Below are 15,099 nucleotides of genomic sequence, written 5' to 3' on the forward strand. Positions count from 1 at the left end.
AGCCGGCACGAGGCCGGCTTGGTAGCATGATTGACTCATCAGTGGGAGGTGGCGCCAGAGGCACCCAGCCCGGTCTGGGAGCGAACAAACTGCGGCAGGAACTTGGCATGCTCGTCAGCGGCGTTCTGGGAGCTGTCGGTGATGGAGAAGAACCAGATACCGGCGAAGGCCAAGCCCATGGAGAAGAGGGCAGGGTATTCGTAGGGGAAAATAGCCTGGGCATGGCCCAGCACTTTCACCCACACGGTCGGGCCCAGAATCATCAGAGTCACCGCGCTCACCAATCCCAGCCAGCCACCGTAGACGGCGCCACGGGTGGTCAGGCGTGACCAGAACATGGAGAGGAACAGCACCGGGAAGTTGCAGCTGGCGGCGATGGAGAAGGCCAGACCCACCATGAAGGCGATGTTCTGCTTCTCGAACAGGATCCCCAGACCAATGGCCACCACACCCAGCACCAAGGTGGTCATCTTGGAGACGCGCAGTTCATCGGTCTCGTTGGCCTTGCCCTTCTTCAGCACGCTGGCATAGAGGTCATGGGAGACCGCAGAGGCACCCGCCAGGGTCAATCCGGCAACGACCGCCAGAATGGTGGCAAACGCTACGGCAGAGATGAAGCCGAGGAACAGGCTGCCACCCACCGCATTGGCCAGATGAACAGCGGCCATGTTGGTGCCGCCCAGCAGGGCGCCGGTGGCGTCTTTGAAGGCCGGATTGGTACTGACCAGCAGGATGGCGCCAAAGCCAATGATGAAGGTGAGGATGTAGAAGTAACCGATAAAGCCGGTGGCGTAGAACACAGATTTACGCGCTTCCTTGGCGTCACTCACGGTGAAGAAACGCATCAGGATATGGGGCAGACCGGCGGTACCGAACATCAATGCCAGACCGAGCGAGATGGCGGAGACGGGGTCAGCGACCAGACCACCCGGGCTCATGATGGCGATCCCTTTCTCGTGCACCTTGACCGCTTCGCTAAACAGGGCGCCGATATCGAAGTTGACCGATTTCATGACCATGATGGCCATGAAACTGGCACCGGAGAGCAGCATCACAGCCTTGATGATCTGCACCCAGGTGGTGGCCAGCATGCCGCCAAACAGCACGTAGAGCACCATCAGGATACCGACCAGCACCACGGCCACATGGTATTGCAGGCCAAACAGCAGCTCGATCAGCTTGCCGGCACCGACCATCTGGGCGATCAGGTAGAGGGCGACCACCACCAGTGAACCGCAGGCGGAGAGGGTGCGCACTTCAGTCTGCTTGAGGCGATAGGAGGCGACATCAGCGAAGGTGTATTTGCCGAGGTTGCGCAGCCGCTCCGCGATCAGGAACAGAATGATGGGCCAGCCCACCAGAAAACCGATGGAGTAAATCAGGCCATCGTAGCCGGAGGTGTAGACCAGCGCGGAGATCCCGAGGAAGGAGGCAGCGGACATATAGTCACCGGCGATGGCCAGACCATTCTGGAAACCGGTGATACGGCCACCAGCCGCATAGTAGTCGGAAGCCGAGCGGTTGCGCTTGGAGGCCCAGTAGGTGATGAACAGGGTGGCTGCCACAAAGACCACAAACATCACGATGGCCGACACATTGAGGGGTTGACGTTGTACCTCGCCGGTCAGTGCATCTGCTGCCAGCAGGGGGGAGGAGGCCAGTGAGGCCAACAGCAGCCACTTGCCTTTGATGCTTTTTGCGCTCATGACAGTACTCCCTTGAGGATCTTCTGATTCAGCTCGTCAAACTCGCCGTTGGCCCGAAACACATAGATGCCGGTCAGCACGAAAGAGGAGAGGATCAGTCCCACCCCGACCGGAATGCCACGGGTGACGGTGGTGCTGTCACTGAGCGGGGTGCCCAGCCAACCGGGGGCAAAGGCGATGAGCAGAATAAACGCCAGGTAGAGTCCCAGCATCAGAGCCGAGAGGGCCCAGGCAAAACGCTGGCGCTTGGCGACCAGCTCCTGGAAGTTGGGATCTTGCTGGATCCTCAGGTAGCTTTGCTGTTCCATTGCAGTTCTCCATGACATGAGTGTCAGCGGTGGATGGGGTAACCCCGACGAGCAGGGGATCTGCTCATGTAAGCAAAATGTGAATTAAATGTTATTTGTGGGCAATTAGACTTTGGGATAAGCCAGCGGCGAGCCGCAGGTCAGGCGCAGATAGATGAGCGCGGCCGTGGTGGCATCGGCAAGGGCATCGTGGGCGGGCAGGGGGGGCAGTTCAAGATGGCTGCAGATGGCACTCAAGTGCAGGTCGATGGCCGCATCGGGATAGCGGCGATAGAGGTGGTCGTGATAGAGCTGGCTCACCTCTATACCTCGCTGGGGCAGGGTCAATCCCCACAATTTCTGGCAGGCGAGATTGAGAATACGCAGGTCGTAGGCGATGTGATAGCCCACCAGTTCACGCGGGCCGATAAAGGTCAGAAGTAAGCGCAGCGCCGCCTCCAGCGTCATCCCCTGTTGCAGATCCTGATGGCGCAGACCGTGGATCACCACCGATTGGCCGGTCAGGCTGGCCGGTGGCTGCACCTTGATGGCGAGTGCCTCGCCAGTCAGCAGCCGTTTACCCTGAATGCGCACCGCCCCGATGGAGACGATCTCGGCCTGCTCGGGATCAAGACTGGTGGTCTCGAAATCGAGGGCGATCCGTTCATCTTTCGGTGGGGTGGCAAAGAGCGGTGCGAACTCGCCAGTTCGGAACGCACGGCCATACCAGTAGCGTCGAGCGCGGCTCAACATGGCTATTGTCTCAGACGAAAGTGCAAGGTGAGCCACTGCTGGAATTTCTTCACCTGATGCAGCGCCTGGCGCAGCAGATCCCGCTCGCTGTGGCTGAGATCCTGTGTCTGCACCCGGCTGTTGCCGCCCTTGAGTTGGCTGCGCAGCCTCAGCCGGATAAAGAGCCGGAACGCCTCCGCCAGATTGCTGCCATAGTCGGCACTGAGCCGCTCGGCGGCCACCAGTGCATCGATACGCCCCAGGGTCGAGGTCTCCAGTATGCCCCCTTCAAGGGCCAGCATACGGATGCCATGTACCAGCGGGAACAGGCCGCCCCGTTTCAGATCCAGCCCTTCCGGTGGCTGCTCCAGCCGGCCAAACAGGGTGAGCGGGGCATGGAAGGCCACCGCCGGTCGCACCATCTCCGCCAGCAGATCCCGCCTGTCCGCCAACTGCTCGCGCAGCGCTCTGGCAACCGGCAGATGGAGCTGACGGTCCCCTGCTATGGGGTGAGCATCGGCCAGGGTGGCGAGCCACAGCAGCTCATCCTCCTTTGCCGTGGTGCAGGCGCTGGCAATGGCGCTTTGCCACTCGCTGCCCGTTTTCACCCAGGCCGGATTGTTCACCATTACCAGCCCGGGGCAGAGCGGGTAGCCGAGCCGCTCCAGCAGGTTGCTGAAGGCCGCCAGATCGGCCTCTTGGGTGGGCCATGCCAGCCCCTCTGGCAGGATCAGGGCGTTGTCCTGGTCGGTTTTGAGGAGCTGCTCGCCGCGCCCCTCCGAGCCCAGCATCAACAGACAGACGTTATCCTGCACCTCGGGGGGGATCACCAGCGCAAAGGCTTTGGCGATCAGCTGTTCGTTGATGGTGGCGATCAGCTTCATCAAAAAGGCGGTGTGGATCCCCTGGGCAAACAGCGAACGGGTCAATTGTTGCTGTTCGCGGGCCACCGCCTCCAGTGCCGGCAGGCTGTCGGCGCGGGCGATGCGCAGGGTCAGCACGTGGGAGTGGGTCGAGAAAAGCCCCAACACCTGAGTCAGTTGCAAGATGCCAGCCACCTCGTTGCCACGCCACACCACCAGTCGCTTGATGCGATGGCGGGTCATCAGCAACAGGGCATCAAACAGATAGCTCTCCAGCGGCAGACCAATCAGGGGGGTGGGGGTCAGCACCGAGAGGGTGGCCGTCAGCGGCAATCCCTTGAGGGTCAGGGCGTGGAGCAAGGTCTTGCGGGTTGCCAGCGTGAGGGAGCCGTCATGAGCCGGGTAGAGCAGGCAATCGGTCCCCTTGCTCACCATGGCTTCGGTCGCCGCCAGCAGTGACAGCTTGCTGTCGACGATAAGCGGTGCTTGCAGATGGCCGGGTTCGATGCGGGTCAGGATAAATTCCGCCAGATTCTTCTGACCCAGTTGTTCGCGTTGCTCCTGCTGGCGCTGGCGCTCGGCCAGATTGGCTGTGAAGTAGCTGGCAAACTGCGGATCCTGCTCACAGAGCGCCAGAAAGGTGTGGCGAGGGATGAGCTGGCAGAGGCAGTCTTCCAGCGCGGTGAAGCGGTGGCGGCAACGGCCGTCAAACTGGGCGCGCACATCGAACAGATCATCGACCCCGTAATCACCAAACGGGTGGTGAGGGGCCGACTCTTCCACCGCCCCCTTGATGATGAGATAGAGGCCGGGAGGCTCGTCCCCCTCCTTGAGCAGCAGATCCCCGGCCCGAAAATAGCAGAGCGAGAGGTGACGGGAGAGCCGCTCGCGCGCCTCCTCGTCCAGTCGGTCGAACGGTGGTCTGGCAAAATTGAACAGGGTTGACATGACAGCGTCCTCTGCTGGCTTGCGGCACTCATCCAGCTCCCAGTGTGACAAAGGGAGGGGGAGGCGACCAGCCGACTTTAGTCTCAGCTGTACCGGATGATAACACTCTGATAACGTAATGGTATGACCAGTGAGTCGGTTTCAGGGATCAAGGAGAGGACAAGGGAGATGGAAAAACCAAGGATCAAGTGCGAGATCCACGACGGGATTGCCGAAGTGATGCTGACGCGGGGGGATAAACTCAATGCGCTGGACCGCGCCATGTTTAGCGCCATTGACGAGACGCTGACGCAACTCGCTCAGCACAAGGGGCTGCGGGCGGTGATCCTACACGGCGAGGGGCGGGCCTTCTGCGCAGGGCTGGATGTTAAATCGATGCTGAGACAGCCGGTAGCGGCGCTCGATATTCTCAAGCGCGAGGCGGACGAAGCGACCAATCTGGCCCAGCGGGTCGCCTATGGCTGGCACCAGCTGCCGGTGCCGGTGATTGCGGTGACCCAAGGGGTCTGTTTTGGCGGTGGCTTGCAGATTGCGCTCGGCGCCGATTTTCGCTTCAGCACCCCCGATTGCCGCTTCTCGGTGATGGAGATCAAGTGGGGCATCATTCCCGACATGAGTGGCAGCGTCACCATGCGCAACCTGATGGGTCTGGATACCGCCATGGAGCTGGCCATGAGCGGGCGCGAGCTGGATGCCGTCGAGGCGAAATCCCTCGGGATGGTAAGCCGGGTCTGCGCCGATCCGCTGGTGGAGGCGCGGGAGTTTGCCCGCACCCTCATCACCAAGTCGCCCGATGCGCTGGCGGGGATCAAGCAGCTCTACAGTCAGGCCTGGGCTCGTAGTGACGAGGCGATGCTCAAAGAAGAGACCCGCCTGCAAAAGCAGATCCTGGGACGTCCCAATCAGTGGCGAGCCACCCTAAACAGCCTGTTTCGCTGGCGTTTGCCGTTCGGGCCGCGCCGCAATCCGCTCTGACCGCGAACAGATAGAGTGCAAAAGAAATGGCAGCCGAGGCTGCCATTTGTATTGATATCTTATGTCGTTTTGGTTCAGGAGATCTTGCGATTCTGATCCGGTTCGAACGGGTGACCGGATTTCTCCAGTTCCAGATTCTCTTCGGAGCGCTTGCCCACCCAGTAATCGGCGTTCTTGATGCCGAGCTTCTCCGGGTGGAATACAGGGTCAATACCTTGTGCCTGTTGCGCCTCGTAATCCTTCAGGCAGACGAAGGCAGTCTTTTGCAGCAGCAGGATGGCGACGATGTTAAGCCAGGCCATCAGGCCGACCCCGATATCACCCATGCCCCACGCCAGATCCGCCGTCTTGACGGTGCCGTAGACAGTGGCGGCCATCAGCGCAATCTTCAGCAAGAAAGTGAGCCAGGGACGATTTATCTTGCGGTTGATGTAGGCGATGTTGGTCTCGGCGATGTAGTAGTAGGCAACGATGGTGGTGAACGCGAAGAAGAACAGCGCGATAGCCACGAAAATGCTGCCAAAGCCGGGCATCATGCTCTCCATGGCAGTCTGCACATAGCCCGGGCCCGCAGCGATGCCGGCAATACCGGTGTAGAGGGCGGCGCCGTCCGGCCCTTGTACGTTATAGAGACCGGTGATCAGCAGCATAAAGCCGGTGGCGGAGCAGACAAACAGGGTGTCAATGTAGACGGAAAACGCCTGCACCAGACCCTGCTTGGCCGGGTGGCTCACTGCCGCAGCAGAAGAGGCGTGCGGCCCGGTACCCTGACCCGCTTCGTTGGAGTAGACCCCGCGCTTGACACCCCACATGATGGCCAGACCCAGAATGGCACCGAAACCGGCATCCATACCGAAGGCGCTCTTCCAGATCAGCAGGATCACGCCCGGCAGGGCAGAGATGTTGAGGGCGATGATGACGCAAGCCACGATGATGTAGCCGAGCGCCATAAAGGGCACCACGGTACTGGCGAAGCTGGCGATACGCTTGACGCCGCCGAAGATGATAAAGCCGAGCAGCAGCGCCAGACCGGCGGCGGTGACGTTCGGATCGATATTAAAGGCGGTCTGCAGGCTGGAGCCGATGGAGTTGGCCTGCACGCCCGGCAGCAGCACGCCGCAGGCGAAGATGGTGGCGATGGCAAACGTCCAGGCATACCACTTCATGCCAAGCCCTTTTTCGATGTAGAAGGCCGGGCCGCCGCGGTATTCACCGTTGATCTTCTCTTTGTAAACCTGACCCAGGGTGGACTCCACGAAGGCGGAGCTGGCACCGAGGAAGGCCACCATCCACATCCAGAACAGGGCGCCCGGGCCACCGAAGGTGATGGCGGTGGCCACACCCGCGATGTTACCGGTGCCCACACGACCGGCCAGGGTCATGGCCAGCGCCTGGAAGGAGGAGACACCGGCATCGGTGCTCTTGCCATCAAACATCAGGCGAACCATCTCTTTGATATGACGCAGTTGCAAAAAACGGGTGCGCAGGGAGAAGTAAAGACCGACCCCCAGACACAGGTAGATGAGCGCAGGGCTCCAGATTACTCCATTGATGGCATTGACGATTTCATTCATGTACAACAACTCCTTTGTTGTGTTTGTGGCGCTGTCTTGGCGAGATCTTGGCCTCGCTCTCTATCACTGTTTTCGGCCCAGCCTGTTAACAATCCAGTTAACAAATGAGCACGAGGTTGAGGGGTTAAGCAGAGCGCAAAGGCGCGCCATGCATGGGGTGTAACATATCGAGTTGTATCGGTGCTTCCTAGCGAAAAATGTCGTCTTGTTGCAAATTTGTGAATTGACAAGGGCGGGAAGATAATGGCAGGCAGCGTTTTCTATGAGTAAAGATGAGTTCCTCCTTGTTGATCTGCGCCGGGCAATGTGACGGGCGTAACACAATGGAAAGCAAACATGAGGCCAACAATGAAAGATACCTCTGACATATTGACGTTCCGTGCCCCTGAGGCCAACGACGGGAGCGCCATCGCCCACCTGTTCACCCAATTGGGGTATCCTACCGAAGGGCGTGATGTGACGGCGCGCCTGTTGGTGCCGGATCCCGCCAGCTCGGTGCTGCTTGCCTCCCTGGCTGACAAGGTGGTCGGCGTACTGGTGTGGCACAGGCTGGCACCGCTGCATGTTGCACCAGCATGGGGCTTGATCTCGGCGCTGGTTGTCGATGAAGGGGCAAGAGGGGCGGGAGTGGGCGCGGCCTTGCTCAAGCGAGCCAAAGAGATGGCGCGGGCCGCAGGTTGTGCCCAGCTGGAGCTCTCCAGCAGCCTCAAGCGCGAGCTGGCCCACCGCTTCTATCTGGCGCAGGCGTATCAGGAGCGGCCGAAACGGTTCGTCAAACTGCTGTGACGTGGTTTTTGCATCTAAAGAAGGAGTTGGCGTGCTGGGATGGTTCAAATGGCTGGGTGGTCGCCCGCAAACGTCCATGAGTGACGATGAGCTGGCGCGGTGGCGTCAGGCACTGGCGGCAGTGCCCATCTTGCAAGGGCTCAGCGACACCGAGCAGACCACGCTTATTGGCTTGGGGCAACAGCTGCTCAAACGCAAGACCCTGACCCTGATCGGGGTCGAGCTCAGCCCCCGCCAACAGGCGGTGCTGGCGCTGCAGGCGGCGCTGCCTATTCTGCACCTCGGCGTTGACTGGTATCGCGGTTTTCACGAAATCATCATCATTCCCCAGCCCGTGACCCGGCGCCAGGAGGTGCAGGATGAGTTCGGGCTGGTGAGCGAGATTGAAGAGGAGAACGCCGGCGAATCCTGGCCGCAAGGGCCGTTGGTGCTGGCCTGGAGCGAGCTACAGCAGGATGGCGACTGGGACGGCTGTAATCTGGTGATCCATGAGCTGGCCCACAAGCTCGACATGCTGGGCGGTGAGGCGGACGGTGCACCACCGTTGCCGGGGCAGATGAGTAGCCAGCTGTGGCAGCAGGCCTTTCAGGCCGCCTTCGATGAGCTGTGCCAGCAGATCGACCGGGACGAGGTGACCGCAATCGATCCCTATGCCGCCGAACATCCCGCCGAATTTTTCGCCGTCAGTTGCGAGTGCTTCTTTACGGATCCGCTGCGGCTGCAGCAGGTCTATCCCGCGGTATACCGGCAACTGAGCCAGCTCTTTAGTCAGGATCCTGCCCTGCGATTCCCCGCGACCCGCTTGCTGGCGGGCTCAGGCGGATGAGACTTACTGCTCTGTTGGGTTTGGCTGCACTCAGCGTCAACCTAGATCCCGCACGACCTCCAACCGGGGCGATCTCCCGTTACGCAGCCAGCGTGACGATTGCGAGCAGGCACTGTATGAACGTACAATAGTCCCATTCTCGGACAGCCCCTTTACGCTCCATGACTGCAACCCTGCCCACCGCACCCGCCACCCCGCCGCTCGACGGTTTTATCCTGACCCGCCACGGTCGGGACGTGCGCGGTCGCAACGGGCAGGCAGCCACAACCGAAATCGTGATGTGGCTCTGGAGTGCCCAGGGGCCGGTGCGGGTGGTGGTGCCGGGGCAGGAGCCGGTGTTCTTTTTGCCACAGAGCCATATGGAAGAAGCCGCCGAGCTGTTCAAGGGGGCCGGGGTGAGCGGGCGGTTTCGCCGCCTGCCGATGCGCACCTTTGATGGCCGCGCCGTGGTGGGCTGCTACTTTGCCACCCTGAGCGCCTTTCACCGTGCCATCGAGCTGCTGCTCATCCGCGGGCTGGAGCACTTCGAGGCGGATATCCGGCTGCCGGAGCGCTATCTGATGGAGCGTTTCATCACCGCCGGCGTACGCTTCGAGGGGCGCACACTCAAGAAAGGGGGCAAGCAGGGCTACTGGGAGGTGAACGAGGCGCGCTGCGCACCGCAGGCGGTGACACCCACCCTCTCCTGGGTATCGCTGGACGTGGAGTGTGCCATGGACGGGGCCCTCTTCTCTGTCGGTCTTTACAGCGAACAGGACGCGCGGGTCATCATGATCGGATCCCCGGAAGCGGATGCAGAGAGCTGGGGCACCCGGGTCCAGTGGGTGGCGGACGAGAGTGCCCTGCTGAGTGCGCTGGAGAGCTGGTTCAGCCTGCATGACCCCGATCTGGTGATTGGCTGGAACGTGGTCAATTTTGACTTTCGCCTGCTGCTACGCCGTGCCGAGCTTAACAAGCGGCGCCTGCGGCTGGGGCGGGGGCGCGAGCTCTGCTTCTGGCGCTCATCCCGCAACGATCCCCAGACTGGCAACGTCATCATCCCCGGGCGCATGGTGCTCGACGGCATCGACACCCTCAAAAGCGCCACCTGGCAGTTTGCCAGCTACAGCCTGGATGCGGTGGCGAGCGAACTGCTCGGTCGTGGCAAGGATATCGAGGATGTGGCCAATCGGGGGGAGAAGATCACCGAGCTGTTCCACTCCGACAAGGAGGCGCTGGCCCGCTACAACCTGGAAGATTGCAAGCTGGTGTGGGAGATCTTCGACTATTGCCACCTCATCCCTTTTGCCATCGAGCGCGCCTCCCTCACCGGTCTTGAGCTGGACAGGGTCGGGGGCTCGGTGGCGGCCTTTACCAACCTCTACCTGCCGCGGCTGCATCGCGGCGGCTATGTGGCCCCCAATCTGCCGGCTGACGGGGGGCTCGCAAGTCCCGGCGGCTATGTGATGGACTCCAAACCCGGTCTCTATCGCCATGTGCTGGTGCTCGATTTCAAGAGCCTTTACCCCAGCATCATCCGCACTTTCTGCATCGACCCCATGGGGCTGGTGGAGGGGCTGCAGCATCCCGACCACGCGATTCCCGGCTTTCGCGGCGCCCTGTTCTCCCGCGAGCGCCACTTCTTGCCGGATCTCATCGCCACCCTCTGGGCGGCGAGGGACAGAGCCAAGGCGGCCAGCAACAAGGCGCTCTCCCAGGCCATCAAGATCATCATGAACTCCTTCTACGGCGTGCTGGGCTCGGGGGGCTGCCGCTTCTATGATCCGCGACTTGCCTCATCCATCACCCTGCGCGGCCACAGCATCATGCAGCAGACCCGCGAATGGATTGAGGCGAAGGGGTTTGAGGTGATCTATGGTGACACCGACTCCACCTTTGTCCATCTGGGGCGCGAGACCAGCCCCGATGAGGCGGACGAGATCGGCCTGCGACTGGCTCAAATGATCAACAATAACTGGGCTGCACTGATCAAGCGCGAATTCGACCTGCCGAGCTATCTGGAGATCCAGTACGAGACCCACTATCGCCGCTTTCTGATGCCGACCATCCGCGGGTTGGAGAAGGGGAGCAAGAAGCGCTATGCGGGGCTGGTTGGCAAGGCCAGTGAGGGGAGTGAGCAGCTGGTGTTCAAGGGGCTCGAATCGGTGCGCACCGACTGGACCATGTTGGCCAAGCAATTCCAGACCCGCCTCTATGAGCTGGTGTTTCACGATGAAGATCCCAGCAGCTATGTGCGCACCATGGTGGATGAGACCCGTGCCGGTCGTCACGACGATCTGCTCATCTACCGCAAACGGCTGCGCCAAAAACTCGAGGAGTATCAGAAGAATGTGCCGCCTCATGTGCGGGCGGCGCGTCTGGCCGACGAGGAGAACCTGCGCCGCGGGCTGCCCCAGCGCTATCAGCATCGGGGCGCCATCGCCTATCTGATGACCCTCAATGGCCCTGAACCGCTGGAGTACCGGCGCAGCGCCATCGATTACGAACACTATATCGACAAGCAGTTGCGGCCCATTGCCGATGCCATCCTGCCCTTTATCGGCGAGTCGTTCGACCGGATCTGCGGCCAGCAGCTGGATCTTTTCTGATTGGAGCAAGATGGCACTTTACTTCTCATGGGTACTGGATAAAAATACAGTTATAAATCATGGAGAAGTTTCCTATGCGTCTTGAAATCATCATCGACAGAAAACATCAGATCCCGACCTCGACTATGGAGGCGCTGCGTCAGGAGTTGCTCAAGCAGCTTGGCGAAAAATTCCCCGACATCCACGTGCGGGTCGCGCCGGGCAGTGCCATGGCCCTGACCGTCAGCCGTGCCAGCAAGGAAGATAAAGAGCTGGCCGAAGCTATAGTGCAGGAGGTGTGGGAAAACGCCGAGAGCTGGATGCCGGAAGAGAACGTTGCCTCCTGAGCCCACACTGTCAGTGGATAACTCGGGCGTTCGATAAATGGGCGGCAGATAAACGGGCATGCCTGCTACTGATCCGTTTATCCCCGGACAACAAAAAACGCAGCCAAGTGGCTGCGTTTTTTGTCGGTGGTCGGTGGCGAACGGTGGTTTTATGGCTCTGAATTGAGTTAGGCCCGCTACAGCCCCGCCCAGCTTTTCAGGCTCTGCTGCTGCACCCGGCGATTGGCCTCGCGGATCTCCCCTTTGGCACGCAGGTCGGCCAGCGCAATGAGCAGTGCGGCGCGGATCTCGTCACTGCTCATCCCGGCCTTGAGGGCCGGATGATAGGCCAGCTTGAGCAGCACATAGTCCAGCCCGGTCAGGAAACGGTCGATGCTATGGTCGTTAAAGATGGAGGGAAACACCTTGTCAGAGTCGTTGGGTAGCCCCATCACTTGGCTGAACTCTTCCACCACGCAGTCGAGAAAACGCCCCTTGGCTCTGCTGTAGTCCACCGGAATGATGATGGTCGCACGGCGGATCTCGTGCTGCGGGTTGGTGGCGAAGTTGGCAAGGCAGAGCCCCTCCTTGAGCGCCATTTTGACCGATGGATCGCCCCCCATGGTGCGGTTGGCCCAGCTCTTCATCTTGCTGTGATCGGTCATGATTAGGGTGAGGTTGGGCTTTGCGGACACCATGCTGATAGGGTGGCCGGTGATGCGGGCCAAGTGGGCCGCCTGTATCTTCACCACGTCAGCTTGCAGCGGCTTGTCACCCGACTCGTTGATAAGCTGCAGCCGGATCGGCTGTTGCCAGCGAGCAAAACGGGTTTGCTTGACTTCGCCATACTCTCGCTCCATGGCGATGGCCAAAAAGCTTTCGACCAGATAGCTGTCGCTCTGCCAGCGTTCATCTGCTCGGGCGTTCTGTCCCGCGAGTAGAAGTAGCAGGGCCAGCAGCACGCGTAACGTGACGCGGGGACGGGCAGCGTGGCTCAAGTTGGCCATTACCAAAGTGGCAATAAAGCGCGGGGCGCTAAAGGGGATGGCGGCAAATGACATGTTTCCTCCCTGAAACGGTTGTCAGCCTAGCGGCTGGCCTTGTCGATATCGCGCCAGGTGAGCCAGAGTCTGAGATCAAACTCCAGTTGATGATAGTCGGGCTCCATGTGCTGGCAGAGCTGATAGAAGCTCTTGTTGTGATCCTTCTCTTTGATGTGGGCCAGCTCGTGCACCACGATCATTTTCAAAAATGGGGGTGGCGCCTCCTTGAACAGGGCGGCGATGCGGATCTCGTTCTTGGCCTTGAGTTTGTTACCCTGCACCCTGCTGACGTAGGTGTGCAGACCGAGGGCATCCTTGATCACGTTGATCTTGCCATCGAACACCACCTTTGACAGGGGGGCCGAGCTCTTGAGATAGCGGTTCTTCAGCTCCATGGTGTAGGCGAGCAGCGCCTTGTCGCTCTGGATCGGGTGGCTTTCCGGATAGCGTTTGGCCAGTACATCACCCAGTTTGCCCGCGCTAATTAGTTGTTGTACCTGGGCTTTGAGGGGCTCGGGATAGCCACCCAGATAGGTCAGTTCCGCCATGGTGTCACTCGTTACATCAAAAAGAGCGTCATTGTAGTTATCTCTGGCGGGCTTGCCTACTGCGGACCGCCGCTGCCAGGCGTTCTGGCGCAATAAAAAGGGCGGCCATTGCAACAATGGCCGCCCTGTGGGGTGCGATGGACGATCAGCGTCGGCGATAGAGACCCGGATCTACCTCTTCGTAGTGGCTGGTTAGGTATTGATAGAAGGCGAGATGGGAGGGGGAGCTGGGTTTTTTAAGCTCCTCGCTCACCCGATCCGGCTTGGCGATGATGAACTTCGGGTTCTGGCGCTGGATATCGGCCAGCACTCGCTCGCGCACATCATAGGGCGGATTGACGTTGGCAAAGAAGAGATAGGCGGACGCCGGCTGGCGATCAGTCCAGAGATAATATTGCGGCTGGATGCCATCGACCCAGATCTTGTCGCTTGGGACTGTCTCGGCCTTGATGCGATCGACCCGTACCTGCGCCGCCGGATTGAAGGGGCGCCCCTTGAGGGTCCCTTCCCAGGCGTTGTTGATCATCAGCAGCAGCATGGCCAGCGTCGCCAGCCAGGGGGTGGCACTGCGCACATCCCAGGCGCGCCAGAGGGGGATGAGGATCAGCACCGGCAGCGCCCACAGCAGACTGGTGCCGAGCACCTCGTTGACTCGCTCGAGGGACCACTCCTTGGTGCTCCAGCCAAAGGCGAGATGCTGGGCCAGCAGCCAGCTGGCGGTCAAGACAACTAGCGAGATGCAGAGCAGGCCGATGGCATCTACCTGCTGTTCGCTGCGATCCAGCAATACCGCCAGCGGCAGCACTGCCAGTTGCAGATAGAGCACATCGTAGTGATCGAACACATGGCCGGAGACCGAGTTGGCGATCAGGGTGAACAGCACCCCAAACAGGGTTGCCAGCAGAGCGGGCAGATACCACTCCTGACGGCGGCTCAGCATCAGGATGATGAAGGCGGGCAGCAACATGATGAGGCCGGTGCGCAGCAGGCCGACGGCGCCCACCATGGGGGAGAAGCCGTTGCCATAGCTCCCTTCGAAGAAGATGTCGAAGGCGTAGTATTTGAAGGCCGCCAGCAGTTCATGCTGCTGGAAGTAGGCGTAAAGCGGGCCGCCAATCAGCGCCAGCCCCAGCAGGCTGGAGATGAGCAGCAAGATGGCATCGCGCCACTTTTCATGCAGACACCAGTGGCAGAACAGCACCAGATACCAGGCACCCCAGAAGGCGCCGTTGTTGGTGCGCATCCAGGCGACGATGGCGAAGGTGAGAGCCGCCACCAGTGCGGGCCACCAGCGAAATCCCTTGTCCAGCAGCAGGGTGATAAAGGCCCACTGGGCGATGAGGGCGAGGTGGAAGGTCCAGTCCTCGGTCATGTTGCCGTAGTAGTAACGGGTGCCGTAGAGAGCCAGCACCGCCAGCATGGCGCCGAGGCGCGCCTTTAACGAGAGACCAAGCTGGGCAAAGGCCTGCCAGCTGGCCAGCAGTCCGAGCCAGCAAAGCACCCACTCCAGGGCCCAGATCCCGACAAATCCCCCCAGACCGTAGCCCAGCGCATCGAGGGCGAAGATCATCGGCCCCTTGATGTCGATCATGTCGCGATAGAGCACACCCCCTTCGCTCCACATCTTGCCCATCACCGCGAACAGCGAGGCATCAAAGCCCGGCGCCATGGCGTGGAAGAGCGGGTTGCGCAGACAGAAGAGCAGCGCCAGCAGGGCGGTCAGCAGCACGATGGCTGGCTTGATGCCCGGGTTGACGCGAGGAGGGGTGAAACGGATGGAGTGATTCATGAAGTCGCCTGTTCCTGCTGCTGATCTTGAAAGCGGGCCTATCTTGCCGAGCTAGTGAGTGCGATGCAATGGGGCGGGCCCGTGTGGGGCAAATATTCTCGAAAAAGCCCGGTTCTTGCAGGGAACCGG

At 60.6% G+C, this 15,099-nt stretch carries 13 protein-coding genes; 5 read left to right on the forward strand and 8 right to left on the reverse strand.

The window, feature by feature from the left end; all coding sequences use genetic code 11:
• Positions 1-38: 38 nt before the first annotated feature.
• The 4 genes from NMD14_09025 to NMD14_09040 form a co-directional block, all read right to left on the reverse strand.
• The gene (locus NMD14_09025; GenBank protein XEI34500.1) at positions 39-1,706 is read right to left on the reverse strand and encodes a cation acetate symporter; all 1,668 of its coding nucleotides are present in this window, start codon (positions 1,704-1,706) and stop codon (positions 39-41) included.
• Positions 1,703-2,014, reverse strand: coding sequence for a DUF485 domain-containing protein (locus NMD14_09030; protein XEI34501.1), 312 nt, complete (start codon positions 2,012-2,014; stop codon positions 1,703-1,705). The genes NMD14_09025 and NMD14_09030 overlap by 4 nt, the downstream gene beginning before the upstream one ends.
• A 105-nt stretch (positions 2,015-2,119) precedes the next feature.
• Positions 2,120-2,746: a 3'-5' exonuclease gene (locus tag NMD14_09035; GenBank protein XEI34502.1), complete on the reverse strand. Its 627-nt coding sequence runs from the start codon at positions 2,744-2,746 to the stop codon at positions 2,120-2,122.
• Between the two features lie 2 nt (positions 2,747-2,748).
• Complete coding sequence (locus NMD14_09040; protein ID XEI34503.1) at positions 2,749-4,536, reverse strand: DUF294 nucleotidyltransferase-like domain-containing protein; 1,788 nt, start codon at positions 4,534-4,536, stop codon at positions 2,749-2,751.
• Between the two features lie 168 nt (positions 4,537-4,704).
• Here NMD14_09040 and NMD14_09045 point away from each other — a divergent pair, with 168 nt between their 5' ends.
• Positions 4,705-5,511 carry a crotonase/enoyl-CoA hydratase family protein gene (locus tag NMD14_09045; protein ID XEI34504.1) on the forward strand — a complete coding sequence of 269 codons (807 nt, stop codon included), beginning with the start codon at positions 4,705-4,707 and terminating at the stop codon, positions 5,509-5,511.
• A 74-nt stretch (positions 5,512-5,585) separates the two neighbouring features.
• On the opposite strand, the gene NMD14_09050 is transcribed toward NMD14_09045, so the two are convergent.
• Positions 5,586-7,085, reverse strand: coding sequence for an alanine:cation symporter family protein (locus NMD14_09050; protein ID XEI34505.1), 1,500 nt, complete (start codon positions 7,083-7,085; stop codon positions 5,586-5,588).
• A gap of 348 nt (positions 7,086-7,433) precedes the next feature.
• Here NMD14_09050 and NMD14_09055 point away from each other — a divergent pair, with 348 nt between their 5' ends.
• The 4 genes from NMD14_09055 to NMD14_09070 all read left to right on the forward strand — a co-directional run bounded on the left by NMD14_09055 (position 7,434) and on the right by NMD14_09070 (position 11,611).
• Positions 7,434-7,871: a GNAT family N-acetyltransferase gene (locus NMD14_09055; protein XEI34506.1), complete on the forward strand. Its 438-nt coding sequence runs from the start codon at positions 7,434-7,436 to the stop codon at positions 7,869-7,871.
• A gap of 76 nt (positions 7,872-7,947) precedes the next feature.
• Positions 7,948-8,697 (forward strand): zinc-dependent peptidase, encoded by a 750-nt coding sequence (locus NMD14_09060; GenBank protein ID XEI34741.1) that lies wholly within the window; start codon positions 7,948-7,950, stop codon positions 8,695-8,697.
• Between the two features lie 161 nt (positions 8,698-8,858).
• On the forward strand, positions 8,859-11,285 hold the full coding sequence (locus NMD14_09065) for a DNA polymerase II (protein ID XEI34507.1): 2,427 nt from the start codon (positions 8,859-8,861) through the stop codon (positions 11,283-11,285).
• A gap of 74 nt (positions 11,286-11,359) precedes the next feature.
• Positions 11,360-11,611 (forward strand): DinI family protein, encoded by a 252-nt coding sequence (locus NMD14_09070; protein XEI34508.1) that lies wholly within the window; start codon positions 11,360-11,362, stop codon positions 11,609-11,611.
• 176 nt (positions 11,612-11,787) lie between these two features.
• Here the strand turns inward: NMD14_09070 and NMD14_09075 are convergent, their stop codons facing one another.
• From NMD14_09075 to NMD14_09085, 3 genes are all read right to left on the reverse strand, one after another.
• A complete protein-coding gene (locus NMD14_09075) occupies positions 11,788-12,651 on the reverse strand; it encodes a DUF2927 domain-containing protein (GenBank protein XEI34509.1) in 864 nt (287 codons plus the stop codon).
• 26 nt (positions 12,652-12,677) lie between these two features.
• Positions 12,678-13,181 (reverse strand): M48 family metallopeptidase, encoded by a 504-nt coding sequence (locus tag NMD14_09080; protein XEI34510.1) that lies wholly within the window; start codon positions 13,179-13,181, stop codon positions 12,678-12,680.
• Positions 13,182-13,326: 145 nt separating this feature from the next.
• Positions 13,327-14,970: a hypothetical protein gene (locus tag NMD14_09085; GenBank protein XEI34511.1), complete on the reverse strand. Its 1,644-nt coding sequence runs from the start codon at positions 14,968-14,970 to the stop codon at positions 13,327-13,329.
• Between the last annotated feature and the right edge of the window lie 129 nt (positions 14,971-15,099).

It is taken from the genome of Aeromonas veronii (genome assembly GCA_041319085.1).
Classification (GTDB): Bacteria; Pseudomonadota; Gammaproteobacteria; order Enterobacterales; family Aeromonadaceae; genus Aeromonas; species Aeromonas veronii_F.

Bases quoted from the DNA above. Each gene is read 5' to 3' on its own strand.
- NMD14_09025 (XEI34500.1), bottom strand. From the start codon at position 1,706: ATGAGCGCAAAAAGCATCAAAGGCAAGTGGCTGCTGTTGGCCTCACTG.
- NMD14_09030 (XEI34501.1), bottom strand. From the start codon at position 2,014: ATGGAACAGCAAAGCTACCTGAGGATCCAGCAAGATCCCAACTTCCAG.
- NMD14_09035 (XEI34502.1), bottom strand. From the start codon at position 2,746: ATGTTGAGCCGCGCTCGACGCTACTGGTATGGCCGTGCGTTCCGAACT.
- NMD14_09040 (XEI34503.1), bottom strand. From the start codon at position 4,536: ATGTCAACCCTGTTCAATTTTGCCAGACCACCGTTCGACCGACTGGAC.
- NMD14_09045 (XEI34504.1), top strand. From the start codon at position 4,705: ATGGAAAAACCAAGGATCAAGTGCGAGATCCACGACGGGATTGCCGAA.
- NMD14_09050 (XEI34505.1), bottom strand. From the start codon at position 7,085: ATGAATGAAATCGTCAATGCCATCAATGGAGTAATCTGGAGCCCTGCG.
- NMD14_09055 (XEI34506.1), top strand. From the start codon at position 7,434: ATGAAAGATACCTCTGACATATTGACGTTCCGTGCCCCTGAGGCCAAC.
- NMD14_09060 (XEI34741.1), top strand. From the start codon at position 7,948: ATGAGTGACGATGAGCTGGCGCGGTGGCGTCAGGCACTGGCGGCAGTG.
- NMD14_09065 (XEI34507.1), top strand. From the start codon at position 8,859: ATGACTGCAACCCTGCCCACCGCACCCGCCACCCCGCCGCTCGACGGT.
- NMD14_09070 (XEI34508.1), top strand. From the start codon at position 11,360: ATGCGTCTTGAAATCATCATCGACAGAAAACATCAGATCCCGACCTCG.
- NMD14_09075 (XEI34509.1), bottom strand. From the start codon at position 12,651: ATGTCATTTGCCGCCATCCCCTTTAGCGCCCCGCGCTTTATTGCCACT.
- NMD14_09080 (XEI34510.1), bottom strand. From the start codon at position 13,181: ATGGCGGAACTGACCTATCTGGGTGGCTATCCCGAGCCCCTCAAAGCC.
- NMD14_09085 (XEI34511.1), bottom strand. From the start codon at position 14,970: ATGAATCACTCCATCCGTTTCACCCCTCCTCGCGTCAACCCGGGCATC.